Below are 26,360 nucleotides of genomic sequence, written 5' to 3'. Positions count from 1 at the left end.
TTATTTGCCTCCTTCCACAGAGTTCTTCTTCGTTGGAAGGACTTCACCACGATAGATCCATACTTTAACACCTAATTTACCATAAGTAGTGTCAGCTTCTGCGTGAGCATAATCGATGTCTGCACGAAGAGTATGAAGTGGAACAGTTCCTTCACTATAATGTTCAGCACGCGCGATATCAGCGCCACCTAAACGACCAGATACTTGTGTTTTAATTCCTTTTGCACCAGAACGAATTGTGCGTTGGATCGCTTGTTTTTGAGCACGACGGAATGATACGCGGTTCTCAAGTTGACGAGCAATGTTTTCTGCTACTAAACGAGCATCAAGATCAGCTCTTTTGATTTCTACGATGTTAATGTGTACACGTTTACCAGTTAAATCGTTAAGGTATTTACGTAAGTTTTCAACTTCCGTACCGCCTTTACCGATTACCATACCTGGTTTCGCAGTGTGAATAGTAATATTTACGCGGTTTGCAGCGCGTTCGATTTCTACTTTAGAAACTGAAGCTTCTTTTAGAGCAGATTCGATATATTTACGAACTTTGATATCTTCGTGTAATAAAGTCGCATAGTCCTTCTCAGCGTACCATTTTGACTCCCAGTCACGAATAATACCAACTCGTAGTCCTATTGGATGTACTTTTTGACCCACGGATTAACCCTCCTTCTTCTCAGATACCACTAGTGTGATGTGGCTTGTGCGTTTGTTAATTGCGCTTGCACGTCCTTGTGCACGTGGACGGAAACGTTTTAATGTTGGACCTTCGTCAACAAAAACTTCAGAAACAACTAGGTTGTTTACATCTAAATCATAGTTATGCTCAGCGTTTGCAACTGCAGATTTTAATACTTTTTCAACGACTGGAGACGCCGCTTTTGGAGTATGACGTAAAATTGCAACTGCTTCACCAATTTGCTTTCCTCGGATTAAGTCTACTACTAGACGTACTTTACGAGGAGCGATACGCACTGTGCGAGCGATAGCTTTAGCTTGTGTCATTAGGATTTACCTCCTCTCAAAATTAGCGTCTTGTTTTCTTGTCATCTGCACCATGACCTTTATAAGTACGTGTCGGTGCGAATTCGCCTAGTTTGTGACCTACCATATCTTCTGTCACATATACAGGAACGTGTTTACGTCCATCATATACAGCGATTGTTAAACCGATGAAGTTCGGGAAGATAGTAGAACGGCGTGACCAAGTTTTAATAACTTGTTTTTTCTCTGAACCTTCTTGTGCTTCAACTTTTGTCATTAAGTGATCATCCACAAAAGGTCCTTTTTTCAAGCTGCGACCCATTTAGGAACCTCCCTCCGTGACTCCACCACGGCTCTAAGTACGAACCGTAGTTCAATCACATTATTTTTTACGAGAACGAATGATAAACTTACTAGTTTTGTTTTTCTTCTTACGAGTTTTGTAACCAAGAGCTGGTTTACCCCATGGAGTCATAGGTGATTTACGTCCGATTGGAGAACGTCCTTCACCACCACCGTGTGGGTGATCATTAGGGTTCATTACAGAACCACGAACTGTTGGGCGTTTACCTAACCAACGAGAACGACCAGCTTTACCAATGTGGATAAGTTCGTGTTGCTCATTACCTACTTGACCGATTGTTGCACGGCAAGTTGCAAGTACTAAGCGAACTTCACCAGATTGTAAACGAACGATTACATATTTACCTTCACGACCAAGTACTTGCGCAGAAGTACCAGCAGAACGTACTAATTGTCCGCCTTTACCAGGTTTTAACTCGATGTTATGGATAGTTGTACCCATTGGAATGTTTGCTAATGGTAGAGCGTTACCTACTTTAATATCAGCATCTGGACCAGATACGATTGTTTGACCAACTTCTAATCCTTTAGGTGCTAAAATGTAACGTTTTTCACCGTCAGCGTAGTTGATTAATGCGATATTCGCAGAGCGGTTTGGATCATATTCAATAGTAGCAACGCGTGCAGGAATTCCGTCTTTAGTACGTTTGAAGTCGATTACGCGGTATTGCTTCTTATGACCACCACCATGATGACGAACAGTAATTTTACCTTGGTTATTACGACCAGCTTTGCGTTTAATTGGTTCTAATAATGACTTTTCAGGCTTATTAGTTGTGATTTCCGCAAAATCAGATGACGTCATATTACGACGGCCATTTGAGGTTGGTTTATACTTTTTAATCGCCATGTGTTTTCCCTCCTTCTTGAATGTTCGATTCTTTCCTTATCGGAAATTAGATATCAAAAATTTCGATTTCTTTGCTATCAGCAGTTAATTTAACGATTGCTTTACGACGTTTGTTTGTGTATCCGCCGAATTTACCAACACGTTTAAATTTACCTTTGTAGTTCATGATGTTAACTTTATCAACTGTTACGCCAAAGATCTCTTGTACAGCATCTTTAACTTGAGTTTTATTAGCGCGAACATCAACTTCAAAAGTGTATTTTTTCTCAGCCATAAGCTCAGAAGAACGCTCAGTAATGACCGGACGTTTTAGAATATCACGTGCTTCCATTATCCAAGCACCTCCTCAACTTTTTCTACTGCAGCTTTTGTGAATACAACTTTTTCATGACCTAAAAGATCAAGAACATTGATTCCAGAAGCCGTTAAAACAGTTACACCTGGGATGTTACGAGCAGATAATGCTACGTTTTCATCTAACTCAGCTGTAACGAATAAAGCTTTCTTTTCGATGTTTAGGTTACCTAAAATCGTTTTGAAATCCTTTGTTTTTGGTGCAGCTAATTGCAATGCATCAAGAACTAGCAGGTTTTGTTCAACAACTTTAGCTGATAAAGCTGATTTAAGAGCTAAACGACGAACTTTCTTCGGTAACTTGTAGCTGTAGCTACGTGGAGTTGGTCCGAATACAGTACCACCGCCACGCCATTGTGGAGATCGAATAGAACCTTGACGAGCACGACCAGTTCCTTTTTGACGCCATGGTTTACGTCCACCACCAGCAACTTCAGAACGGTTTTTAACTTTATGATTACCTTGACGTAGAGAAGCGCGTTGTGCAACTACTGCGTCGAATAATACTGCTTCATTTGGCTCAATTCCGAAAACTAAGTCGTTTAACTCGATTTCACCTACAGAAGCGCCTGTTTGACTAAGTACAGATACTTTTGTCATTCCTGTTTCCTCCTTTCTTCGAGAAATTATTTAGATTTTACAGCAGTTTTCACTGTAACTAATGCTTTACGAGAACCAGGAACATTACCTTTAACAAGTAGTAAGTTACGTTCAGCATCTACTTTTACGATTTCGATGTTTTGAATTGTAACTACATTACCACCCATTTGACCAGGTAAATTCTTTTGTTTAAATACGCGGTTCGGAGCAACTGGACCCATTGAACCAGGACGACGGTGGTAACGAGAACCATGGGCCATAGGACCACGAGATTGACCATGACGTTTAATAACACCTTGGAAACCTTTACCTTTAGTAACGCCTGTTACGTCTACTACATCGCCTTCTGCGAAAATTTCTACTTTGACTTCCTGACCAACTTCGTACTCTTCCACATTTACATTGCGGAATTCACGAATGAAGCGCTTAGGAGCAGTATTCGCTTTTGCTACGTGACCTTGTTCTGGTTTATTTGAAAGCTTAACGCGCTTATCTTCGAAACCAACTTGAATTGCTTCGTAACCATCTGTTTCAACAGTTTTCTTTTGAAGAACTACGTTTGCAGCAGCTTCGATAACTGTTACAGGGATTAAATCACCATTCTCAGCGAAAACTTGTGTCATACCAACTTTTCTACCTAAGATTCCTTTAGCCATTTTGTCACACCTCCTGTGATTATTAAAAAATTCTATTTGTTTTTACCATTAAAGTTTGATTTCAATATCAACGCCAGATGGTAAATCAAGTTTCATTAACGCATCAACAGTTTGTGGTGTTGGGTTAATGATGTCGATTAAACGTTTATGCGTACGCATTTCGAATTGTTCACGAGAATCTTTGTACTTGTGAACCGCACGAAGAATTGTGTACACAGATTTTTCAGTTGGTAACGGAATCGGACCTGATACACTAGCACCTGAACGTTTAGCAGTTTCCACAATTTTCTCAGCAGATTGATCTAAAACACGGTGATCATACGCTTTTAAACGGATACGAATCTTTTGTTTTGCCATAACTTTCCCTCCTTTTTTTCGCCTAATTACTAGACATTCTCCACGAAAATTTCCCACACACTCGCCATGGCAAAGCGGCCGGGTGTGTCGGCAACCTCCCGCTTCATCGCAGTCAAAGACCAACATTCAACATTATATACAATAAAAAAAGAATAAGCAAGTGTTTTTGCTAAATTCTTTTCAATTGTCGTCTTTTATACTTCGCTTTTCTACATAATGTTTCAAAGCCTTTATTAGTATATAAGAAATCCTATACTATATCAAACATTTATTCATATTTTATTAGTGGAAATTTGCGTTGTGATTCCTTTAAATTGTAAAATCGCTCCCCAATGCTTAGGGAGCAATTTATTATACTATTCAAATATTTTGTTCTGATTCAAACCACTTGTTAAGCGTTTCTTCTATTATAATGATTCTCTTACTACCTTCTTATAGTATTGTATGGATAGTATCGCAAACACCGCATACATGATGACATATAAAGTCATTGTTATAACTAATGGAGCTACCAGTTCTGAGCCAAATAAAAACCAGCCAGATTTAACAGCAAAGTAACTGTGCAATAATCCTATCACTAATGGCACTCCAAAGTTAAATGCTTGTTTTGTATAGATTCCCTTTAATAGGTCATTTGTCGAGAAGCCAATCTTACGAAGAATTTTGTAGGATTCTCTTTCATCCTCTGCCTCTGCCATTTGTTTAAAGTACAGAATACTCCCCGTAGTTAGTAAAAAGGCAAGTCCTAAAAAGGCAGTTACAAAGATTGTTAGTCCTAATGAGGTAATATTCCCCTTTCTTACTTCTTCATATGATTGCTGAATGAAGCCCTGGTCATTATCTTCTATTACAATTGATCTTTCATCTGCTAAGTTCTTATAAATCTCTTCTGCTTTTTCTGTATCTTGCTTATTTATGAGATTTATGCCAATTTGAGATGTAAACTCGGCATCTTCAGCACTATTTGATTGTATCTTCTCGAACATTTCATCAGTTACAACTAAAATCGGGGCGCCATACGATACACGACTAGATAACAAATTGTCTTCTCGAATTTCTTTAATATATAAGGATACCTCCGTATCTCCAGCTTTTACTATAATGTCGCGCTCCGCATGAATAGGTAATACCTCTGCTAGAACATTCACATAACTTGTAATAATTGAATCACCATTTTTCAGCTTCACGCTTGGCGCTATCTGTTGGAAGTCACTTAAAGATACAACGGTAGTTTCAGAATCCCCTTCAAATAAAACCATTTCTTCTAAATGATCTGATACTAAATCCTTAATATTTAGTACTACACCTGAAATTTGATATGTGTCCTGCTCAAATTCAATCCCTGCCTGCTCCAATTGATCGAGAAACTCTGTTCCTTGATTATTTAATAGAATATAGTCATATGGTGAAACTTGTCTTGCATTCGCTCCTGCGGAATAATAGGAGATATACGATAAACTCATAATCCCTACAGCCAAACCTGTAAGTAATGTTATGAGTGTTAATGACTTGGAGTTCCCTTTCATTCGATGCATAATCGGCGTTACTGCTAATACATCCCTTATCTTTAGATGACCATTCTTCTTTACACGTATCATATTCATAATAAGCGACACAGAGTATCGGAAGAATAGAAATGTGCCTAGCATAGTTGTAGTAAGTATGACCAACATGTGCAAGAGTAAATTTCTAAATATACCTACCTTTTCTACATCAAATAATACCGTAGATTGGTAATACCCAAAGGCAATTAACAGCAGCCCTAATGCACCCATTACCGACTGGAAGATGCTGAAACGCTTCACACGTTCATCAGCTTGTTTTGTCGCACTGAACAAGGATAATAATGATACCCGGCGCACCATCCAAACTAGCTGCAATATGATGACTACTAGAAGAATAGCAAAGATAATGACGGATTGTTTGAATGCTTCCTGAGAAAATGATAGGTGGATCACTAAATCAATCTCTAACATTTTCATTAAAATCATTGCAAACAAACGAGAACTTAAAAATCCGAGAATCATTCCAATACAAACGGCTAAGACAAATAGAACAATATTTTCGAGGGCAATCAATCGAACAACTAATCCTTTTGTCATTCCTATCAGTTGATAAAGACCAATCTCTTTACTTCTTCTTTTCATAAAGAGCTGGCTTGCGTAAAGTACAAACAAAGTAATGATTACATATAATATATAACTCGCTACCGTGAAACCTGCAGAAGCTGTTCCACTTAGCTTAAGAGCTTCAACTACACTCGGATTGTATTGGAGTGTGGTGAATGAAAAACAAAGTGTCACACTGAAAATAAGCGCAAAGAAATATAAATAGTATTGCTTGAGGTTCTTTCGCATACTACGAAAAACTAATCGACTAAGCGTCATAACCATCACCACCTAGTACGCTTTGGGTACTCATAATTTGTTGGAAAAATTGCTGTCTCGTTTTATCCCCTTTATAAAGTTCGGTATAGATTGCTCCATCCTTGAGAAATAAAACTCGTGAGCAAAAGCTAGCCGCAACGGAGTCGTGGGTAACCATCATGATGGTTGCAGATTTCTGTTGATTAATTTTCTCTAAATTCGTTAATAGCGCTGTTGCTGATTTGGAATCGAGTGCACCTGTAGGTTCGTCTGCAAAGACTAATGCCGGACTTGTAATTAATGCACGTGCAGCAGAAGTTCTTTGCTTTTGACCACCAGAAATTTCGTTAGGGTACTTATTTAAGATATCGGAAATACCGAGTAAGGCAACATGCTCGTTTAATCGACTTTCTGCTGCTGCTCTTGGTAGCTTGCTTATTGAGAATGGGAGTAGAATATTCTCTTTAACTGTAAGCGTGTCAAGTAGATTATAATCTTGGAAGATAAATCCGAGCTGTTCTCGTCGAAACTTAGCTAGCTCCTTTTCTTTCATGCCTCTTAAGCTCTGTCCATTAATTTCTACAACACCTTCTGTTGGATGATCGATTGAACACAAAACATTTAATAGAGTTGTTTTACCGGAACCAGATGGCCCCATAATTCCAACAAATTCGCCCTTACTTACTTCTATATCAATACTTTTCAACACTTCTTGTGCTGTAGATTTTTTACCATATACTTTTCTAATTTTTCTACCAACTAAAACTGACAATTTATTTCGCCCCTTTCTTTTACTATCTTCATTTTACAACCGAGTGAGTTTTCCTACCTCCGATTTACATGACAAAAATAAATGGTAGGTGACAATTTTGTCATCTACCATTTATTTTTTGATATTCATTTTGTATCGGGAATTTTAAGGTGAATCTCGATCCCTTATTTAACGCAGATTTTGCATTTATAGCTATTCCGAGGCTTCCGGCTGCATTTTGCGCTAAATAAAGTCCCATACCTGTTGATTGCACAGATTCTCGACCAATTGTTCCGGTGTATGACTTTTGAAAAATGCGCGGTAAATCTTCAGGATGGATTCCTGCTCCAAAATCCTCAAAGTGCAACAGTAAGTGTTCGGAGTCATCTATTTCTGTAGATATATTGATTTCACTATTATTACGACTATACTTAATTGCATTAGATAAGATTTGACGTACGATAAAGGATAACCATTTTTTATCTGTGATAACTTCTTGCTCTAATCCATCTGTTTGAAAACCAATCCCCTTTTCCATACACCATGTTTGAAACTCACGAATCTCTTTGAAGATTACAGACTTTAAAATAACCTTCTCTAGACGATTATCTTTCTCTATAGAAGCTAATCTTGTATGGTGGAGCTGCTGATCTAATAATAAATGTGTCCTCATCCACTCATTTTCAAGTCTATGCCGCAGTTTTATATCTTCTACCTGTTCGATGATTAACTTTAATGCTGTAAGCGGCGTTTTCATTTCATGTACCCAAGCTAGTAGACCTTCCGTATCCTCCAGAAGTTTTACTTTTGACTCATTGAGTTGTATTTCTTTTTGTTCAATAACTTTCTGAAACTCCTCAAAATACTTTCTTTGAAAAGGTGAAAGTGAATTATTTTCCGAACTTGAGAACTCTCTTGCATTCGACAAATTTCCCAGGAAATGAGCTAACCCTCGCGTTTCTTTGAAGTAACGCCAAATTAGAAATACTACGGCTAATATGATTGTGACTATATTAAAATATTTAGTCGAAATTCCTGAGAACCCTGCATCCAAAAAGAATAAAACATTGATAAATAAAAGGAGCAAGAAAATGAAAAAAATCCATGCCCAACGCTCTTTTAAAAACAATATAAAAACCATTCGTCACCTCTATAAAGTAATCGCCATATAACCAAGTCCCTTTTTTGTAACAATAACACCCTTCAAGCCAATCTCCTCCAACTTCAACCTCAGTCGATTCATATTAACAGTCAGTGTATTATCGTTAACAAATCGTTCATCATCCCAAAGTTTCCGCATTAATTCATCTCTTGAAACCACTTTATCCAACTGTTGTAAAAGTAATCTTAATATAAATAGCTCATTCTTTGTTAGCTCACATGATGCATCGTCCAACAGAACAGTACCCTTGCTATAATCTACTGTAGCATTATTCCAACGCATCAATTCCGTCTGCTCATCCGTATAGTCATAAGTACGCCGCAAAATAGCTTGGACTTTTGCTAATAAGACATCCATATGAAAAGGTTTTTGCACAAAATCGTCAGCCCCCATCTGCATTGCCATTACCATATCCATTGGATGATCGCGCGAAGATAAAAAGATAATAGGCACTTTCGAAACTGTTCGTATTTCTCTACACCAATGAAAACCATCAAAAGCGGGTAGTTGGATATCAATAATTACTAATTGGGGGTTTTCTGCAATAAAATAATCCATCACTTTTTGAAAGTCAGGGGGTCCAATGATTTGCATATCCCAGTTTAAAAATCGTTCCTGTATCATTTCAAAAATTGATTGATCATCTTCTATTAATAGCACCTTCGTTACCATATCACCACTCCTCACTATTATTGTAACATTGCAGAATTAGAAAAAGGCAATATTTTACAATAAAAAAACCAATTCGTGAGCGTCCCCACGAATTGGCTGAAATTTTTAAGTAATATACTTAATTATTTTTGGATTGAAGCTACTACTCCAGCTCCAACAGTACGGCCACCCTCACGGATAGAGAATTTAGTACCTTCTTCAAGAGCGATTGGAGAGATTAACTCAACGTTCATTTCGATGTTGTCACCAGGCATAACCATTTCTACGCCTTCTGGTAAGTTGATAACACCAGTTACGTCAGTTGTACGGAAGTAGAACTGAGGACGGTAGTTAGAGAAGAATGGAGTATGACGTCCACCTTCTTCTTTTGATAAAACGTAAACTTCTGCTTTGAAAGTAGTGTGTGGAGTGATTGAGCCTGGTTTAGCTAATACTTGTCCACGTTGGATATCTTCACGAGCAACCCCACGAAGTAGAGCACCGATGTTGTCACCAGCTTCAGCATAGTCTAATAATTTACGGAACATTTCAACACCAGTTACAGTAGTTGATTTTGGTTCTTCAGTTAAACCAACGATTTCGATAACGTCTCCAACTTTAACTTGACCGCGATCTACACGACCAGTTGCAACAGTACCACGACCAGTGATAGAGAATACGTCCTCTACTGGCATCATGAATGGTTTGTCAGTTTGACGTTCTGGAGTTGGGATGTACTCGTCAACAGCGTTCATTAATTCAACGATTTTTTCTTCCCACTCTTCTTCGCCTTCAAGAGCTTTAAGAGCTGAACCTTTAACTACTGGAAGATCGTCGCCTGGGAAATCGTACTCAGATAATAAGTCACGTACTTCCATTTCAACTAATTCTAGTAATTCTTCGTCATCAACCATATCACATTTGTTTAAGAATACTACTAAGTAAGGTACACCTACTTGGCGTGATAATAAGATGTGCTCACGAGTTTGAGGCATTGGGCCATCAGCAGCAGATACTACTAAGATACCGCCGTCCATTTGAGCAGCACCAGTGATCATGTTTTTAACATAGTCAGCATGTCCTGGGCAGTCAACGTGTGCATAGTGACGAGTTTCAGTTTCATATTCTACGTGAGAAGTGTTGATTGTGATACCACGTTCTTTTTCTTCTGGAGCGTTATCGATATCAGCGTATGATTTAGCTTCTCCACCCATTTTTTTTGAAAGAACTGTAGCGATTGCAGCAGTTAATGTAGTTTTACCATGGTCAACGTGTCCGATTGTACCAATGTTAGCATGCGTTTTCGAACGGTCAAATTTTTCTTTAGCCATTAGAGTTAGCCTCCTAAATATGAGTTTATTATTTTTTTTATGTTATAACTGCTGGCTGAAAAGGGCCCTTATCAGCCAGTCAATCATAGCTTACAAATTATTTATACTTGATACAAGATGAAATTTCAATTATTCACCTTTATTTTTTTTGATGATTTCTTCAGAAATCGATTTTGGCACATCTTCATAGTGATCGAATACCATTGAGAATACACCACGACCTTGAGTTGCAGAACGTAATGTAGTCGCATATCCGAACATTTCAGCAAGTGGTACCATAGCACGAACAACTTGAGCGTTACCGCGAGCTTCCATACCTTCTACACGTCCACGACGAGAAGTGATGTTACCCATGATATCACCAAGGTATTCTTCAGGAATTACAACTTCTACTTTCATAATAGGTTCTAAAAGAACTGGGCTACATTTAGAAGCCGCTGCTTTAAGAGCCATAGATGCTGCAATTTTGAATGCCATTTCGTTTGAATCGACATCATGGTAAGAACCATCGTATAATTTCGCTTTGATGTCGATTAGTGGATAACCAGCGATTACTCCACGGTCAAGAGAGTCACGAAGACCCGCTTCAACAGCTGGAATGTATTCACGTGGTACAACCCCACCAACTACTGCATTTTCAAATTCAAAACCTTTACCTTCTTCATTTGGAGAGAATTCAATCCAAACGTCACCGTATTGTCCACGACCACCAGATTGGCGAGTGAATTTACCTTGTACTGCAGCTGAACCACGGAAAGTTTCGCGGTAAGAAACTTGTGGAGCACCCACGTTAGCTTCTACTTTGAACTCACGTTTCATACGGTCAACCAGGATATCAAGGTGAAGCTCACCCATACCAGAGATGATTGTTTGACCAGTTTCTTGGTCAGTATGTGCACGGAAAGTTGGATCTTCTTCTTGAAGTTTTTGTAAAGCTTGTCCCATTTTATCTTGGTCAGCTTTAGATTTTGGTTCAACAGATAACGAGATTACTGGTTCCGGGAATTCCATAGACTCTAAGATAACAAGATTTTTCTCTTCACAAAGAGTGTCACCAGTAGTAGTATCTTTAAGACCAACAGCAGCAGCGATATCTCCAGAGAATACTTTCGAAATTTCTTCACGAGAGTTAGCGTGCATTTGTAGAATACGACCTACACGTTCACGTTTACCTTTTGTAGAGTTTTGTACGTATGATCCTGATTCTAATACACCAGAGTACACACGGAAGAATGTTAACTTACCTACATAAGGGTCAGTCATAACTTTGAACGCTAATGCTGAGAATGGTTCTTCATCGCTAGAATGACGAATCATTTCATCACCAGTGTCAGGATCGATACCTTTAATTGCTTCTACGTCAGTTGGAGCTGGTAGATAGTCAATTACAGCATCAAGCATTAATTGAACACCTTTGTTTTTGAATGCTGTACCACAAATAACAGGGTAGAATTGTACAGATAATGTAGCTTTACGGATACCAGCTTTAAGCTCTTCAAGAGTGATTTCTTCACCCGCGAAGTATTTCTCCATTAGATCTTCATCAAGTTCTGCAACTGCTTCTACTAATTTTTCACGGTATTCTTCAGCTTGCTCTTTAAACTCTTCTGGAATTTCACGTACTTGGATATCAGTACCAAGGTCGTTACCATAGAAGATAGCTTTCATTTCAACTAAATCGATAATTGCTTCGAACTCGTCCTCAGCACCGATTGGTAATTGAATTGGGTGAGCGTTAGCTTGTAAACGATCTTTAAGAGTTCCTACAGAATATAGGAAGTCTGCACCGATTTTATCCATTTTGTTAACGAATACGATACGTGGAACTCCATAAGTTGTAGCTTGACGCCATACAGTTTCAGTTTGTGGCTCAACACCTGATTGAGCATCAAGTACTGTTACTGCACCATCAAGTACACGTAAAGAACGTTCAACTTCTACAGTGAAGTCTACGTGTCCTGGTGTATCGATAATGTTAACGCGGTGGCCATTCCATGCAGCTGTTGTAGCGGCAGAAGTGATAGTAATACCACGCTCTTGCTCTTGCTCCATCCAGTCCATTTGAGAAGCACCTTCGTGAGTTTCACCGATTTTGTGGATCTTACCAGTGTAATAAAGGATACGCTCAGTTGTTGTTGTTTTACCAGCATCAATGTGAGCCATGATCCCAATATTACGTGTATTCTCTAGTGAGAATTCGCGTTTCATAGGAAATTTCTCCTTCCATATTGGGTGTAACTATTGTTTGAATATATATTTAAATCTACGTACTAGCAAGCAGCTAGCACGTAGTCTAAAATACTACCAACGATAGTGTGCGAATGCTTTGTTTGCTTCTGCCATTTTGTGCATATCTTCGCGTTTTTTAACTGAAGCACCTGTGTTATTAGATGCATCAAGAATTTCGTTAGCTAAACGCTCTTCCATAGTTTTTTCACCACGAAGACGAGAGTAGTTAACTAAATAACGAAGACCTAAAGTAACACGACGTTCTGGACGTACTTCAACTGGTACTTGGTAGTTAGAACCACCAACACGGCGAGCACGTACTTCTAGAACTGGCATAATGTTGTTTAAAGCAGCTTCAAATACTTCGATTGGATCGTTACCAGAACGTTCTTTAACTAATTCGAACGCACCGTATAAAATCTTTTCAGAAGTACCTCTTTTACCATCAATCATCATTTTGTTGATTAAACGAGTTACTAGTTTTGAATTATAAATTGGATCTGGTAACACGTCACGTTTGGAAACAGGACCTTTACGAGGCATGTGTTTTCCTCCTTTCGAAAATTATCTCTTTTATATAATCAAGTTGCCTATTCTAATTTATACTTAAGCTTTGAATCGTGCGCACGTTTCATATGAATTCAAAACCTCAGACAAATTATATAGGCTTTGTATTATTTTAGGAACTAAATTATTTTTTCTCTTTTGGACGTTTTGTACCGTATAGAGAACGTGATTGCATACGGCCGTTAACACCAGCTGTATCAAGAGCACCACGTACGATATGGTAACGTACCCCTGGTAAGTCTTTTACTCGTCCACCGCGGATTAATACTACGCTGTGTTCTTGTAAGTTGTGACCTTCACCAGGAATGTAAGCTGTAACTTCAATTTGGTTAGTTAAGCGTACACGAGCATATTTACGTAACGCTGAGTTAGGTTTTTTAGGTGTCATAGTACCAACACGAGTACAAACACCACGTTTTTGTGGAGAGTTAACATCTGTTAAAGATTTTTTAAAGCTGTTATATCCCTTATTTAACGCTGGTGAATTTGATTTCGTAGTTTTGGATTTACGAGGCTTACGTACCAATTGGTTAATTGTAGGCATCGGTTTTTCCTCCCTTCATTTATTCCTTTTTAATACCACACATCCAGGTGGTTCATTTTTAGGGTAAAAACAAAGTCTTTGTGTTCTATACACAAAAACTAACTTGCAGCGATTGCAACAACCGCAGCTCCAACGTGAATACCACAAGCTTTGCCAAGTTCTTTTTTCGACTCAACGAGACTCACTGGTACGCCGACTTCTTTTGCAAGAATAACCACTGGATCGGTTACCCAATTGTCTGCATCGAGTGCAACAAAGAGTTCTGTAACTTGACCAGCCCGGATTGCTTTCACTGCTTGCTTTGTACCTATGATTGTTTGACTAGCCTGTTTCACTCTTTCATAAGACATTTTCATATCCTCCAAAGTACAGACAGTTAACTATCAACCTTAAGTATATTAACATTATCAATTTAAACTGTCAAATATTTTTATTAAAATTCTCTTGGGAGCTGAGTAATCTCCCAAGGAATTTTTAGTTTTCATTCATGTTAAATGAATAATTATTCTGCTGAAGTAAGTTCTTCCAGCTCTTCTGTTTCTTCGATACGAATCTGACGGTAACGCTGCATTCCAGTACCAGCTGGAACTAGTTTACCGATAATTACGTTCTCTTTTAGACCCAGAAGCTCATCACGCTTACCTTTAATTGCAGCATCCGTTAACACACGCGTTGTTTCTTGGAATGATGCAGCAGATAAGAATGATTCCGTTTCAAGAGAGGCTTTCGTAATACCAAGGATAACAGGTCGACAAGTTGCCGGTACTTTACCGCTTAGAATTATCTCTTTGTTCGCATCAGAGAATTGGTGAATGTCTAATAATGAGCCAGGTAATAAATCTGTATCCCCAGCTTCAATTACACGAACTTTACGAAGCATTTGGCGTACCATTACTTCGATATGTTTATCACCAATTTCTACCCCTTGCATACGGTATACTTTTTGTACTTCTTTTAATAAATACTCTTGAACAGTGGCAACGTCCTTAACTTTTAATAATTGTTTTGGATCGATAGAACCCTCTGATAGAGTTTGTCCGGGTTTAATTACATCGTCAAGTTGTACTTTTAAGCGAGCATTATATGGCGCTTGGTACTTACGAGTTTCGATTTCACCTTGGATTGTAATTTCTTTCAAGCCTTCACGAATTTCCTCAATTTCAGAAACCTTACCAGAGATTTCAGAGATTACCGCTTGCCCTTTAGGATTACGCGACTCAAAAATCTCCTGGATACGTGGAAGACCTTGTGTAATATCATTACCAGCTACCCCACCAGTATGGAATGTACGCATTGTTAACTGCGTACCAGGCTCACCGATTGATTGAGCAGCAATAATACCTACCGCTTCCCCAACTTCAACCTCTTCACCTGTTGCTAGGTTAATACCATAACATTTTTTACATACTCCGTGTTTTGTATTACACGTGAATGCTGAACGAATTGTCACTTCTGTAATACCTGCATCTTCAATAACACGAGAGACATCTTGAGTGATTAATTCGTCGCGTTCCAGAAGGACAGCACCAGTTTCTGGGTGGTAAATTGTTTTCTTCGTATGACGACCGATAATACGCTCATCTAATGCTTCAATAACCTCTGTACCTTCCATTAAGGCGCCGATAGTTAAACCGCGATCTGTTCCACAATCGTCTTCGCGTACGATAACATCTTGTGCAACGTCTACTAAACGACGAGTTAAGTAACCTGAGTCAGCCGTTTTTAATGCTGTATCGGCTAGACCTTTACGAGCACCGTGAGTAGAGATGAAGTATTCCAATACTGTTAAACCTTCACGGAATGAAGATTTAATTGGAAGTTCGATGATACGACCAGCTGGGTTGGCCATTAATCCACGCATACCTGCAAGCTGAGTAAAGTTTGATGCGTTACCACGGGCACCAGAGTCACTCATCATGAAGATTGGGTTCGTATCTGGTAAAGAGTCCATCAGTTTAGACTGAATTTCATCCTTAGCAGCAGACCAGCTTGAAATGACACGATCGTAACGCTCCTCTTCCGTAATTAAACCACGACGGAATTGAACCATTACCTTATCAACTTTTTTCTGAGCTTCTTCTAAGATTCCGCCTTTTTCCGGTAATACCACGATATCTGAAATCGCAACTGTAATACCAGCTTTAGTTGAATATTTAAATCCTAGGTCTTTCATACGGTCAAGCATTTTAGACGTTTCTGTAATATGGAATCGTTTAAATACTTCTGCAATGATATTACCTAAGAATTTCTTGCGGAATGGGCTAATTGTTTTTACAGAAGCGAAATGTTTTACTAACACTGCTCGACGCTCAGCCTCAACTTTTTCACTTTCTGAAAGCTCATTGTATCCTTCAGATGCTTGAAGTTGTTGTAATGTTTCTTCATCTATTGTTAAAGATGCGAAGTATTGTTCTGGTGTTTTTTGCTCTAAGTTCATATCAGTTGGTTCGTTAATGTAAGGGAATGATTCTGGAAGAATTTCATTGAATATTACCTTACCAACAGTTGTTAACAAGAACTGATTATTTTGTTCTTCTGTAAATGTTGGGTTTTTTAACGAACTTGCTTTAATTGCAATACGTGTGTGCAAATGTACATTTCCAGTTTGATATGCAATTAGCACCTCATCTGAACCATAGAAAACTGAACCTTCCCCACGTGCTCCTTCACGCTCAAGAGTTAAGTAGTAGTTTCCTAATACCATATCTTGAGATGGAGTAACAACTGGTTTACCATCTTTCGGGTTTAAGATGTTTTGAGCAGCTAACATAAGTAAGCGAGCTTCTGCTTGTGCTTCTGCTGATAAAGGTACGTGAACCGCCATTTGGTCACCATCGAAGTCAGCGTTATAAGCTGTACATACTAATGGGTGAAGACGAATTGCACGACCTTCTACTAATGTAGGCTCGAATGCTTGAATACCAAGTCTGTGAAGCGTTGGTGCACGGTTAAGTAACACTGGATGCTCACGGATCACATCTTCTAAAACATCCCAAACTTCATTGTGCATGCGTTCGATTTTACGCTTTGCACTCTTAATGTTATGGGCAAGGCCACGTTCAACAAGCTCTTTCATTACGAAAGGTTTGAATAACTCGATCGCCATTTCTTTTGGAAGACCACATTGGTACATTTTTAAGTTTGGACCTACTACGATAACCGAACGACCAGAATAGTCTACACGTTTACCAAGTAAGTTTTGACGGAAACGACCTTGTTTCCCCTTAAGCATATGAGAAAGGGATTTTAAAGGACGATTACCAGGACCTGTTACAGGACGCCCACGACGGCCATTATCGATTAGTGCGTCTACCGCTTCTTGTAACATACGTTTTTCGTTTTGTACGATGATGCTAGGTGCACCAAGGTCCAGAAGACGTTTTAAACGGTTGTTGCGGTTAATAACACGACGATATAAATCGTTTAAGTCAGAAGTTGCAAATCGACCACCATCTAATTGCACCATAGGACGAAGCTCTGGCGGTATTACTGGTAGTACATCTAAAACCATCCATTCTGGCTTGTTGCCTGAATTACGGAATGATTCGATTACTTCAAGGCGTTTGATCGCACGAGTACGACGTTGACCTTGAGCCGACTTCAATTCTTCTTTTAAAGTGTTCGTTTCTTCTTCAAGATCAATTAGTTCCAGAAGTTTTTTAATTGCCTCTGCACCCATTGCTGCTTCGAAAGTTGCACCGAATTTTTCACGGTATGCACGATACTCTTTTTCTGATAAAAGTTGTTTTTTATCTAAACTAGTATCACCAGCTTCGATTACAACATATGAAGCGAAGTAGATTACTTCTTCCAATGCACGAGGTGACATATCAAGAATAAGTCCCATACGGCTTGGAATACCTTTGAAGTACCAAATATGTGAAACAGGTGCTGCAAGTTCAATATGACCCATACGTTCACGGCGAACTTTTGCACGAGTTACTTCAACACCACATCGGTCACAAACTACGCCTTTATAGCGAACACGTTTGTATTTACCACAGTGACATTCCCAGTCTTTTGTAGGTCCGAAAATTCGTTCACAGAACAGACCATCTTTTTCTGGTTTTAACGTACGATAGTTAATTGTTTCAGGTTTTTTTACTTCTCCATAAGACCAAGAACGAATCTTGTCCGGTGAAGCTAAACCAATTTTCATATATTCAAATTCATTAACGTCTATCAAGGAGCCTACCTCCCTTTAGTATAAGTCCTCTAACGACTTTCCGAAGCTCAACAATTAATTCATTATTTATAGTTAAAATCGGGCAGGCAGAAGATTCTTCCTCCTGCCCGATACATTCAGACAGACTATTCTACAGATTCTACTGCATCTTCTTTTTCACTAGCAGGTAAAATGTTTAATGCATCAGTTGGTTGAAGTTCGTCCTCGTCATCTAAATCGCGCAGTTCAACTTCTTCGTCATTGATTGTTAGCATTTTTACATCCAAGCCTAGTGATTGAAGCTCTTTGATTAATACTTTGAAAGATTCTGGAACGCCAGGTTCTGGAACACTTTCACCTTTAACGATTGCTTCATAAGTCTTCACACGACCAACAACATCGTCTGATTTAATTGTTAAGATTTCTTGAAGTGTATAAGCAGCACCGTATGCTTCAAGTGCCCATACCTCCATCTCACCAAAACGTTGTCCACCAAACTGCGCTTTACCACCAAGTGGTTGTTGTGTAACAAGTGAGTAAGGACCAGTTGAACGAGCGTGAAGTTTATCGTCAACCATGTGGGCTAATTTAATCATATACATGATCCCAACAGATACACGGTTGTCTAATGGTTCACCTGAGCGACCATCATAAAGAATTGTTTTACCATCACGGTTCATACCTGCTTCTTCCATCGTTTCCCAAACATCTTGTTCATTAGCTCCATCAAATACCGGTGAAGCCATATGAAGACCTAAGTAACGAGCAGCCATACCTAAGTGTAGCTCCAATACTTGTCCGATGTTCATACGAGAAGGTACCCCAAGTGGGTTTAACATGATATCAACAGGTGTTCCATCTGGCATAAACGGCATATCTTCTTCAGGTAAGATACGAGAGATTACCCCTTTGTTACCGTGACGTCCGGCCATTTTGTCCCCAACGCGGATTTTACGTTTTTGAACAATATAAGCACGCACTAATTGGTTAACACCTGGTGGTAATTCATCGCCATCTTCACGATTGAAGACTTTGACATCCAGTACAATACCGCCTGCTCCATGAGGTACGCGTAGAGATGTATCACGAACTTCACGAGCTTTCTCACCAAAGATAGCATGTAGTAAACGTTCTTCTGCCGTTAACTCAGTTACTCCCTTAGGTGTCACTTTACCTACTAAAATGTCGCCATCGCGAACTTCCGCACCAATACGGATAATTCCACGATCGTCTAGGTTACGAAGAGCGTCTTCACCTACGTTTGGAATATCGCGAGTGATTTCTTCTGGCCCTAGTTTTGTATCACGAGACTCTGACTCATATTCTTCAATATGAACCGAAGTATAAACATCATCTTTAACAAGACGTTCGTTCATGATTACAGCATCTTCATAGTTAAAACCTTCCCAAGTCATGAAGGCAACTAATACGTTACGACCAAGAGCAAGTTCACCAAGTTCCATAGAAGGACCATCAGCTAAAATGTCTTTTGGTTTAACGCGATCGCCGACTTTAACAATCGGGCGTTGGTTAATTGAAGTACCGTGGTTAGAACGAGTGAATTTTTGAAGTTTGTATTTCGTTAATTCACCTTTAACTTCTTTACCATCAATTTCTTCGATGCGACGAACGTGAATTGAGCGAGCTTCTACATGTTCAACAATTCCGTGGAATTTGTTGACTACAGCAGCCCCTGAGTCACGAGCGTCTACGTGTTCCATACCAGTACCAACGAATGGAGCTTCCGGATTTAATAAAGGAACTGCTTGACGTTGCATGTTCGCACCCATTAATGCACGGTTGGAGTCATCGTTTTCTAAGAATGGAATACAAGCTGTCGCAGCAGAAACTACTTGCTTAGGTGATACGTCCATGTAGTCAACACGGTCTCTATTGAAAACAGTGTTATCCCCACGGAAACGTCCTAAAACTTCTTCATTTACAAATGAACCATCAGGATTTAATGGTGAGTTTGCTTGCCCAACGATATAGTTATCTTCTTCATCGGCAGTCAAGTAATCGATATGCTCGGTTACTTTACCTGTTTCAGGATCCACACGACGGTATGGAGTTTCAATGAAACCGAACTTATTCACTTTTGCAAATGAAGATAGCGAGTTAATTAACCCAATGTTCGGACCCTCTGGTGTCTCAATCGGACACATACGACCATAGTGAGAGTAGTGAACGTCACGTACTTCCATACCAGCACGTTCACGTGTTAAACCACCAGGCCCTAATGCAGAAAGACGACGTTTGTGCGTTAACTCCGCTAATGGGTTTGTTTGGTCCATGAATTGCGATAATTGAGAGCTACCGAAGAACTCTTTGATTGAAGCAATAACAGGACGAATATTGATTAATTGCTGAGGTACGATAGATGCTGTGTCGTTAATAGACATACGCTCACGTACAACACGTTCCATACGAGATAATCCAATACGGAATTGGTTTTGTAACAACTCACCTACAGAACGTAAGCGGCGGTTACCTAAATGGTCGATATCATCAGTATTACCTACGTTATATAATAAGTTGAAGAAATAAGACATGGAAGCAATTACATCAGCAGGTGTAATATTCTTCACTTCTTCGTCAATATAAGCGTTTGAGATAATGTTGATTTCTTTTTGCGCTTCATCATTTGGTGCGAAAATTTTAATTGATTGGATAGTTACGTCCTCTTCTAATACACCACCAACTTGTGACAATGTACGGAATCCGATTCCGTTTTCTAGATAAGGAATAATACGATCCAAATTACGACGGTCTAGCGTTGTACCCGCTTCAACTAAAATCTCTCCTGTTTCCGGATCCACAAGAGTTTCTGCAATCGTTTGGTTGAATAAACGATTTTTGATGTGAAGCTTTTTGTTCATCTTATAGCGTCCAACATTTGCTAAATCATAACGTTTAGCATCGAAGAAACGAGAATATAATAAGCTTTTCGCACTTTCAACTGTTGGTGGTTCACCAGGACGAAGACGCTCATAAATTTCTAAAAGCGCTTTTTCAGTGCCGTCAGTGTTATCTTTTTCAAGCGTATTTCTTAGGAACTCGTTGTCACCAAGAATATCAATGATTTCTTGATCTGAACCGAACCCTAACGCACGCAATAATACTGTTGCTGGTAACTTACGTGTACGATCAATACGTACGTAAACTACGTCTTTCGCATCTGTTTCGAACTCTAACCAGGCACCACGGTTTGGAATTACAGTAGCACCAAAGCCTTTTTTACCGTTCTTATCAGTTTTATCATGGAAGTAAACGCTCGGAGAACGAACTAATTGTGAAACAATTACACGTTCGGCACCGTTAATTACAAAGGTACCTGTTTCTGTCATTAATGGGAAATCCCCCATGAAAACATCTTGCTCTTTCACTTCATCTGTTTCTTTGTTGTGGAGACGTACTTTTACGCGCAATGGTGCAGCATAAGTTACGTCGCGTTCTTTACACTCATCCACATCATATTTAGGTTCACCTAAACTATAATCGATGAATTCAAGTGAAAGATTGCCTGTAAAATCTTCGATTGGCGAAATGTCGCGGAACATTTCACGCAACCCTTCTTCAAGGAACCACTCGTAAGATGCTGTCTGAATCTCAATTAGATTTGGAAGCTCCAGCACCTCTTTAATACGCGCAAAGCTTCTACGCTGGCGGTGTTGTCCGTACTGAACTAGTTGACCTGTCAACTCATTCACCCCTCATTAAAGCGATAATAGGTCTTTGCAAAACCATCTAAATGGTGTATGATTTCGAAAGACAAAAAGAAAACGAGTCTTTTCTCAAGAATCATTTTCGGTTAAACTAAACTTATTCGTGGTAAGTATACCCATATAAAACAAATTGCATACAAAAGGGCATACTCCCACAAAATAATAATTTTGCATTTTATTATGTTATCATAGCCATTTTGTCAAGTCAATATTTTATACTCTTGGAACTTTTATTTCCATTAACTTTATTTAGCGAAAATAAGAATATAAGCTATTTTTTTGCTCGTATAATCCAATAACCTTTTTTCTTCTCGACTACTTCAACCTGTGCAAATTTTTCTTCTAAATGATTTATTGTAGATGGTGCACCTTGTTTCTTCTGAATTACAATCCACAATTCTCCACCAACCGATAACTTGTCATAAGCACCGTCATAAAATTTAAAAACAGTTTCCTTACCTGCGCGAATCGGTGGGTTAGTTAAAATTGCCGCTACTTGTAACCCTTCTTCTACAGAAGCAAGACCATCACTTTCAAAAATCCGTACATTTTGAACTCCGTTTACTTGCGCATTTTTCTTCGATAACGCAACAGCTCTCTCATTAATATCCATCATATAAACGGTGCGATTCGGATTTTGTTTAGCAATCGATAGTCCAATCGGGCCATATCCGCAACCAACATCTAAAATTGCACCTTCTATTTCAGGAATTTGAAAAGTTTCAATTAAAACACGGGATCCAAAATCTACTTCGCTTTTACTAAATACTCCTGTATCCGTTTCAAATAAAAACGAATTTCCGAGTAACGTAAATTTCCAATGGCGTGGTTTACTTTCAGTTTGAGGCTTATTTGAATAATAGTGTTCAGACATCTAACGTGCCCTCCTTTAAAAAAACAAGGCTTGTCGCCACATTGCGACAAATCAACATCGCACCTAGCGGATATCCATCTTATCAAACCATCTTATCCGCCTAAGAAAATGAAGAAAGCCCGTCAAAAAGACGAGCTTTCTTTATTTATTGAAAATAAGGTAAGTGAGAAATTATTTAACTTCGATTGAAGCGCCAACTTCTTCAAGTTTAGCTTTCATTTCTTCTGCTTCTTCTTTAGATACGCCTTCTTTTAATGCTTTTGGAGCGTTATCTACTACTTCTTTAGCTTCTTTTAAGCCAAGACCAGTGATTTCACGAACCACTTTGATTACTTTAATTTTTTGATCTCCAGCAGATGTTAATACTACGTCAAATTCAGTTTTTTCTTCAACAGCAGCTGCACCGCCACCTACTACTGCTACAGGAGCAGCAGCTGTTACACCGAATTCTTCTTCGATTGCTTTTACTAAGTCGTTTAACTCAAGAACTGTCATAGCTTTGATAGCTTCTAAGATTTGATCTTTGTTCATTTTATTTTCCTCCTATTGGATGTTTTTATTTTTTAGGCTATTTGCCTTAAGATTGTTGTTTTGAAGTTTAGGCTACTATTAAGCACCTTGCTCTTCTTTTTGTTCTGCAACAGCTTTTGTTGCAAGTGCGAAGTTGCGCACTGGAGCTTGAAGTACAGATAAAAGCATTGAAAGTAAACCTTCGCGTGATGGAAGTTCTGCAAGAGCTTTCACATCATCAGCCGAAGAAACGTTACCTTCGATGATACCAGCTTTGATTTCAAGAGCTTCGTTCTTTTTAGCGAACTCATTGATGATTTTCGCTGGAGCTACTACGTCTTCGTTAGAGAACGCAACAGCGTTTGGACCAGTTAAGAATTCGTTAATTGCTTCAACACCAGCGATTTCAGATGCACGACGAGTTAAAGTATTTTTGTATACTTTGAACTCAACACCCGCTTCACGAAGTTGTTTACGAAGTTCTGTAACTTGACCAACAGTTAAACCACGGTAATCCACTACAACTACTGAAGCTGCAGCTTGGAACTTATCAGCGATTTCTTGTACAACTGCTTTTTTTGTTTCGATTACATTGCTCATGATTGACACCTCCTATTAGAATGGGTCATTTATACCGACATAAGAAAAGCCTCTAGCCATATTAGTAGACTAGAGGCGGAAAATTCATCATCTTAAAAGAATCCGATTTCTGTGTCCTCGGTAGGGAGATTTAAGTGCTAAGCACCCCTACTGTCTACGGTACAAATGGATATTCACAACGTCATTCATCTTATCAAGAAAGACAAGCGTTGTCAACATTATTTATAAATAAATTACTTTATATTATTATTTTACAGCTACGCTAGAAGAATCAATTTTCACTGATGGTCCCATTGTTGATGTAACATTTACAGATTTCATGTAAGTACCTTTAGCTGCTGCAGGTTTTGCTTTTTGAACTACGTCAAATACAGCTAAGAAGTTTTCAACTAATTTTTCAGTTTCAAATGAAACTTTACCGATAGGAGCGTGGATGATACCAGCTTTGTCAGCACGGTATTCTACTTTACCAGCTTTGATTTCGTTGATTGCTTTAGTTACATCAAAAGTAACTGTACCAGTTTTAGGGTTTGGCATTAAACCTTTAGGTCCTAATACACGACCAAGTTTACCAACTTCACCCATCATATCAGGAGTTGCAACGATTACATCAAACTCGAACCAACCTTGTTGGATTTTGTTGATGAATTCTGCATCACCTACATAGTCAGCACCAGCAGCTTCAGCTTCTTTAAGTTTTTCACCTTTAGCGAATACTAATACACGTTGAGTTTTACCAGTACCGTTTGGTAGCACTACTGCACCACGGATTTGTTGGTCGTTTTTACGAGTATCGATTCCAAGTTTGAAAGCAACTTCAACTGTTGCATCGAACTTTACTGTGCTTGTTTGTTTTGCTAAAGCAATTGCTTCTTCAGCAGTATATAAAGTTGAACGGTCAACTAATTTAGCTGCCTCTTGCAGTCTTTTACCTTTTTTTGCCATTATAATTTCCTCCTTGATTGTGGTTATAGCGGATATTCCTCCCACGAATAGAGGTTGCGCTTGTTCCCAAAGAACTTACCGCAACCTCCAAAAAACAAAAGCCTTCTAATCATCAAGTAAACTAGGCACTTGTTACGAATTAGTCTTCGATAACAATACCCATGCTGCGCGCTGTACCTTCAACCATCGCCATAGCTGATTCAACTGAAGCAGCATTTAGGTCTGGCATTTTTTGTTCAGCGATTTCGCGCACTTTATCACGTTTAACCGTTGCAACTTTTTTACGGTTTGGTTCACCTGATCCAGATTGGATACCTGCTGCTACTTTAAGTAACACTGCTGCAGGTGGAGTTTTTGTAATGAAAGTGAAAGAACGGTCTTCGAAAACTGTGATTTCAACTGGAATAATTAAACCAGCTTGATCAGCAGTACGAGCGTTGAACTCCTTACAGAATCCCATGATATTAACACCTGCTTGACCTAATGCAGGACCAACCGGTGGAGCTGGATTAGCTTTACCAGCAGGGATTTGAAGTTTTACAATTTTAATAACTTTTTTAGCCACGAGACACACCTCCTTAAGTCCGTGATGTGGTAACTGGGTTGCCCCTCCCACTCAATATCTGTCTGTCAGCTATTTGCCGATAACATTAAAAGATTAATTTTCATTGACAAACTGTACTTGGACAGTCTGACCTATGAAATGATATCACTTTTAAATTATATTAGCAAGTAAAATCTTATTCAAAGATATCAGAGTGTTGCACTATTACATCTTTTGAATTTGTTCAAAGTCAAGTTCCATCTTCGTTTCACGACCAAACATGTCGACACTAACTTTAACTTTCCCTTTGTCTACATCAATTTCTTCTACTTTACCTTGGAAATGAGCAAACGGCCCTTCTAATACTTCGACTACTTCCCCGACAGTGATATCCAATTCGCCAACCGTCTTTTTCGAGATACCCATTTGACGAAGCAGACGATCTACCTCTTCAGGTAATAGAGGTGTAGGTTTTGCACCTCCGCCTGAAGATCCAATAAATCCTGTAACACCCGGTGTATTACGTACCACATACCACGATTCGTCAGTTAAAATCATCTCTACCAATACGTAACCAGGGAATACTTTGCGCATTACTGTCTTCTTTTTCCCATCTTTTAAATCTGTTTCTTCGTGTTCTGGAACAATAACGCGGAAAATATTATCCTGCATTCCCATTGTTTCAACACGTTTTTCAAGATTTGCTTTCACACGATTTTCATAGCCTGAATAAGTATGAACTACATACCATCTTTTTTCCATATCGTTGCCGGACTAAATGTCCGTCCCTCCTTCACTCATCACATACGCCTCGTGTAGCTTTTTATCCAAGTCACGTAAAAAACTATCATCCATCGCTTTTTTTGGCGGTAAATCGTATTTTTTATTTAACATAAACCAAAAACAAATGAAAAAAACCCGTTAATACTTAAAGACGGGCCATTTTCGAAATATTAACAATTCATTTTATAGATCGATATACCAGCGGAATAGTTCTGAAATACCTAAGTCAGCTAACACAAAAAAGATAGCCATAACAATAACCGTTGAAACTACGACAACTGTATATTTTGTAAGCTCTTTACTTTTTGGCCAGCTTGTCTTTCTCATTTCAGACATTACGTCTGATAGAAACTGTTTAATCTTGCCCATTCTAGCTTAACCTCCGAACAAATCATCTATTCTATGTTTCAATCTAATTTACTAAATCAAATGCGTAGGCGCGTTTGTTC

General features: G+C 38.9%; 26 protein-coding genes and 1 other annotated feature. All 26 genes read right to left on the bottom strand.

What is annotated here, in order from left to right:
* On the bottom strand, nucleotides 1–657 hold the full coding sequence (gene rpsC, locus ACFQU5_RS17465; protein WP_390290729.1) for a 30S ribosomal protein S3: 657 nt from the start codon (nucleotides 655–657) through the stop codon (nucleotides 1–3).
* Nucleotides 658–660: 3 nt separating this feature from the next.
* The gene (gene rplV, locus ACFQU5_RS17460; RefSeq protein WP_036200749.1) at nucleotides 661–1,005 is read right to left on the bottom strand and encodes a 50S ribosomal protein L22; all 345 of its coding nucleotides are present in this window, start codon (nucleotides 1,003–1,005) and stop codon (nucleotides 661–663) included.
* 22 nt (nucleotides 1,006–1,027) lie between these two features.
* Entirely contained in the window at nucleotides 1,028–1,306 is a 279-nt protein-coding gene (gene rpsS / locus ACFQU5_RS17455) for a 30S ribosomal protein S19 (RefSeq protein ID WP_137730336.1), read from the bottom strand.
* A 60-nt stretch (nucleotides 1,307–1,366) separates the two neighbouring features.
* Nucleotides 1,367–2,197: a 50S ribosomal protein L2 gene (rplB, locus tag ACFQU5_RS17450; protein ID WP_390290724.1), complete on the bottom strand. Its 831-nt coding sequence runs from the start codon at nucleotides 2,195–2,197 to the stop codon at nucleotides 1,367–1,369.
* Between the two features lie 46 nt (nucleotides 2,198–2,243).
* Nucleotides 2,244–2,528, bottom strand: a complete 285-nt coding sequence (gene rplW, locus ACFQU5_RS17445) for a 50S ribosomal protein L23 (RefSeq protein ID WP_036200753.1) — start codon at nucleotides 2,526–2,528, stop codon at nucleotides 2,244–2,246.
* Complete coding sequence (gene rplD, locus ACFQU5_RS17440) at nucleotides 2,528–3,151, bottom strand: 50S ribosomal protein L4 (protein ID WP_390290720.1); 624 nt, start codon at nucleotides 3,149–3,151, stop codon at nucleotides 2,528–2,530. The genes rplW and rplD overlap by 1 nt, the downstream gene beginning before the upstream one ends.
* A gap of 26 nt (nucleotides 3,152–3,177) precedes the next feature.
* The gene (gene rplC / locus ACFQU5_RS17435) at nucleotides 3,178–3,807 is read right to left on the bottom strand and encodes a 50S ribosomal protein L3 (protein ID WP_390290717.1); all 630 of its coding nucleotides are present in this window, start codon (nucleotides 3,805–3,807) and stop codon (nucleotides 3,178–3,180) included.
* A 48-nt stretch (nucleotides 3,808–3,855) separates the two neighbouring features.
* Entirely contained in the window at nucleotides 3,856–4,164 is a 309-nt protein-coding gene (gene rpsJ / locus ACFQU5_RS17430) for a 30S ribosomal protein S10 (protein WP_036172433.1), read from the bottom strand.
* Between the two features lie 407 nt (nucleotides 4,165–4,571).
* Complete coding sequence (locus ACFQU5_RS17425; RefSeq protein WP_390290713.1) at nucleotides 4,572–6,551, bottom strand: FtsX-like permease family protein; 1,980 nt, start codon at nucleotides 6,549–6,551, stop codon at nucleotides 4,572–4,574.
* Nucleotides 6,541–7,302 (bottom strand): ABC transporter ATP-binding protein, encoded by a 762-nt coding sequence (locus ACFQU5_RS17420; RefSeq protein WP_390290710.1) that lies wholly within the window; start codon nucleotides 7,300–7,302, stop codon nucleotides 6,541–6,543. Before ACFQU5_RS17420 ends, ACFQU5_RS17425 begins: the two co-directional genes overlap by 11 nt.
* Nucleotides 7,303–7,402: 100 nt before the next feature.
* Complete coding sequence (locus ACFQU5_RS17415) at nucleotides 7,403–8,422, bottom strand: sensor histidine kinase (RefSeq protein ID WP_390290707.1); 1,020 nt, start codon at nucleotides 8,420–8,422, stop codon at nucleotides 7,403–7,405.
* 9 nt (nucleotides 8,423–8,431) lie between these two features.
* Nucleotides 8,432–9,115 (bottom strand): response regulator, encoded by a 684-nt coding sequence (locus ACFQU5_RS17410; protein WP_390290704.1) that lies wholly within the window; start codon nucleotides 9,113–9,115, stop codon nucleotides 8,432–8,434.
* Nucleotides 9,116–9,237: 122 nt separating this feature from the next.
* A complete protein-coding gene (gene tuf / locus ACFQU5_RS17405) occupies nucleotides 9,238–10,425 on the bottom strand; it encodes an elongation factor Tu (protein WP_390290701.1) in 1,188 nt (395 codons plus the stop codon).
* A gap of 129 nt (nucleotides 10,426–10,554) precedes the next feature.
* Nucleotides 10,555–12,633 (bottom strand): elongation factor G, encoded by a 2,079-nt coding sequence (gene fusA, locus ACFQU5_RS17400; protein ID WP_390290698.1) that lies wholly within the window; start codon nucleotides 12,631–12,633, stop codon nucleotides 10,555–10,557.
* A 93-nt stretch (nucleotides 12,634–12,726) separates the two neighbouring features.
* A complete protein-coding gene (gene rpsG, locus ACFQU5_RS17395; RefSeq protein WP_036200764.1) occupies nucleotides 12,727–13,197 on the bottom strand; it encodes a 30S ribosomal protein S7 in 471 nt (156 codons plus the stop codon).
* A gap of 148 nt (nucleotides 13,198–13,345) precedes the next feature.
* Nucleotides 13,346–13,765, bottom strand: a complete 420-nt coding sequence (gene rpsL, locus ACFQU5_RS17390; protein WP_036200765.1) for a 30S ribosomal protein S12 — start codon at nucleotides 13,763–13,765, stop codon at nucleotides 13,346–13,348.
* Between the two features lie 98 nt (nucleotides 13,766–13,863).
* Nucleotides 13,864–14,115, bottom strand: coding sequence for a ribosomal L7Ae/L30e/S12e/Gadd45 family protein (locus ACFQU5_RS17385; protein ID WP_036200766.1), 252 nt, complete (start codon nucleotides 14,113–14,115; stop codon nucleotides 13,864–13,866).
* A gap of 152 nt (nucleotides 14,116–14,267) precedes the next feature.
* Nucleotides 14,268–17,951: a DNA-directed RNA polymerase subunit beta' gene (rpoC, locus tag ACFQU5_RS17380; protein ID WP_390290693.1), complete on the bottom strand. Its 3,684-nt coding sequence runs from the start codon at nucleotides 17,949–17,951 to the stop codon at nucleotides 14,268–14,270.
* Nucleotides 17,952–18,076: 125 nt separating this feature from the next.
* Nucleotides 18,077–21,640 carry a DNA-directed RNA polymerase subunit beta gene (gene rpoB / locus ACFQU5_RS17375; RefSeq protein WP_390290690.1) on the bottom strand — a complete coding sequence of 1,188 codons (3,564 nt, stop codon included), beginning with the start codon at nucleotides 21,638–21,640 and terminating at the stop codon, nucleotides 18,077–18,079.
* 286 nt (nucleotides 21,641–21,926) lie between these two features.
* Nucleotides 21,927–22,529 carry a class I SAM-dependent methyltransferase gene (locus ACFQU5_RS17370; RefSeq protein ID WP_390290687.1) on the bottom strand — a complete coding sequence of 201 codons (603 nt, stop codon included), beginning with the start codon at nucleotides 22,527–22,529 and terminating at the stop codon, nucleotides 21,927–21,929.
* Between the two features lie 171 nt (nucleotides 22,530–22,700).
* Nucleotides 22,701–23,060, bottom strand: coding sequence for a 50S ribosomal protein L7/L12 (rplL, locus tag ACFQU5_RS17365; RefSeq protein ID WP_390290684.1), 360 nt, complete (start codon nucleotides 23,058–23,060; stop codon nucleotides 22,701–22,703).
* Between the two features lie 78 nt (nucleotides 23,061–23,138).
* A complete protein-coding gene (gene rplJ / locus ACFQU5_RS17360) occupies nucleotides 23,139–23,639 on the bottom strand; it encodes a 50S ribosomal protein L10 (RefSeq protein ID WP_137730350.1) in 501 nt (166 codons plus the stop codon).
* Between the two features lie 33 nt (nucleotides 23,640–23,672).
* Nucleotides 23,673–23,817: a sequence feature (ribosomal protein L10 leader region), on the bottom strand.
* Nucleotides 23,818–23,885: 68 nt separating this feature from the next.
* Nucleotides 23,886–24,584, bottom strand: a complete 699-nt coding sequence (gene rplA, locus ACFQU5_RS17355; protein WP_390290680.1) for a 50S ribosomal protein L1 — start codon at nucleotides 24,582–24,584, stop codon at nucleotides 23,886–23,888.
* Nucleotides 24,585–24,723: 139 nt separating this feature from the next.
* A complete protein-coding gene (gene rplK / locus ACFQU5_RS17350) occupies nucleotides 24,724–25,149 on the bottom strand; it encodes a 50S ribosomal protein L11 (RefSeq protein WP_137730352.1) in 426 nt (141 codons plus the stop codon).
* A gap of 204 nt (nucleotides 25,150–25,353) precedes the next feature.
* On the bottom strand, nucleotides 25,354–25,890 hold the full coding sequence (gene nusG / locus ACFQU5_RS17345) for a transcription termination/antitermination protein NusG (RefSeq protein WP_390290677.1): 537 nt from the start codon (nucleotides 25,888–25,890) through the stop codon (nucleotides 25,354–25,356).
* Nucleotides 25,891–26,094: 204 nt separating this feature from the next.
* Nucleotides 26,095–26,280, bottom strand: coding sequence for a preprotein translocase subunit SecE (secE, locus tag ACFQU5_RS17340; RefSeq protein ID WP_390290674.1), 186 nt, complete (start codon nucleotides 26,278–26,280; stop codon nucleotides 26,095–26,097).
* Nucleotides 26,281–26,360: the final 80 nt, after the last annotated feature.

The organism is Ureibacillus sp. GCM10028918 (assembly GCF_042666115.1).
GTDB lineage: Bacteria > Bacillota > Bacilli > Bacillales_A > Planococcaceae > Ureibacillus.
Note: the sequence above shows the minus strand (reverse complement) of the source record. Positions and strands in the feature narration are given on the sequence as shown.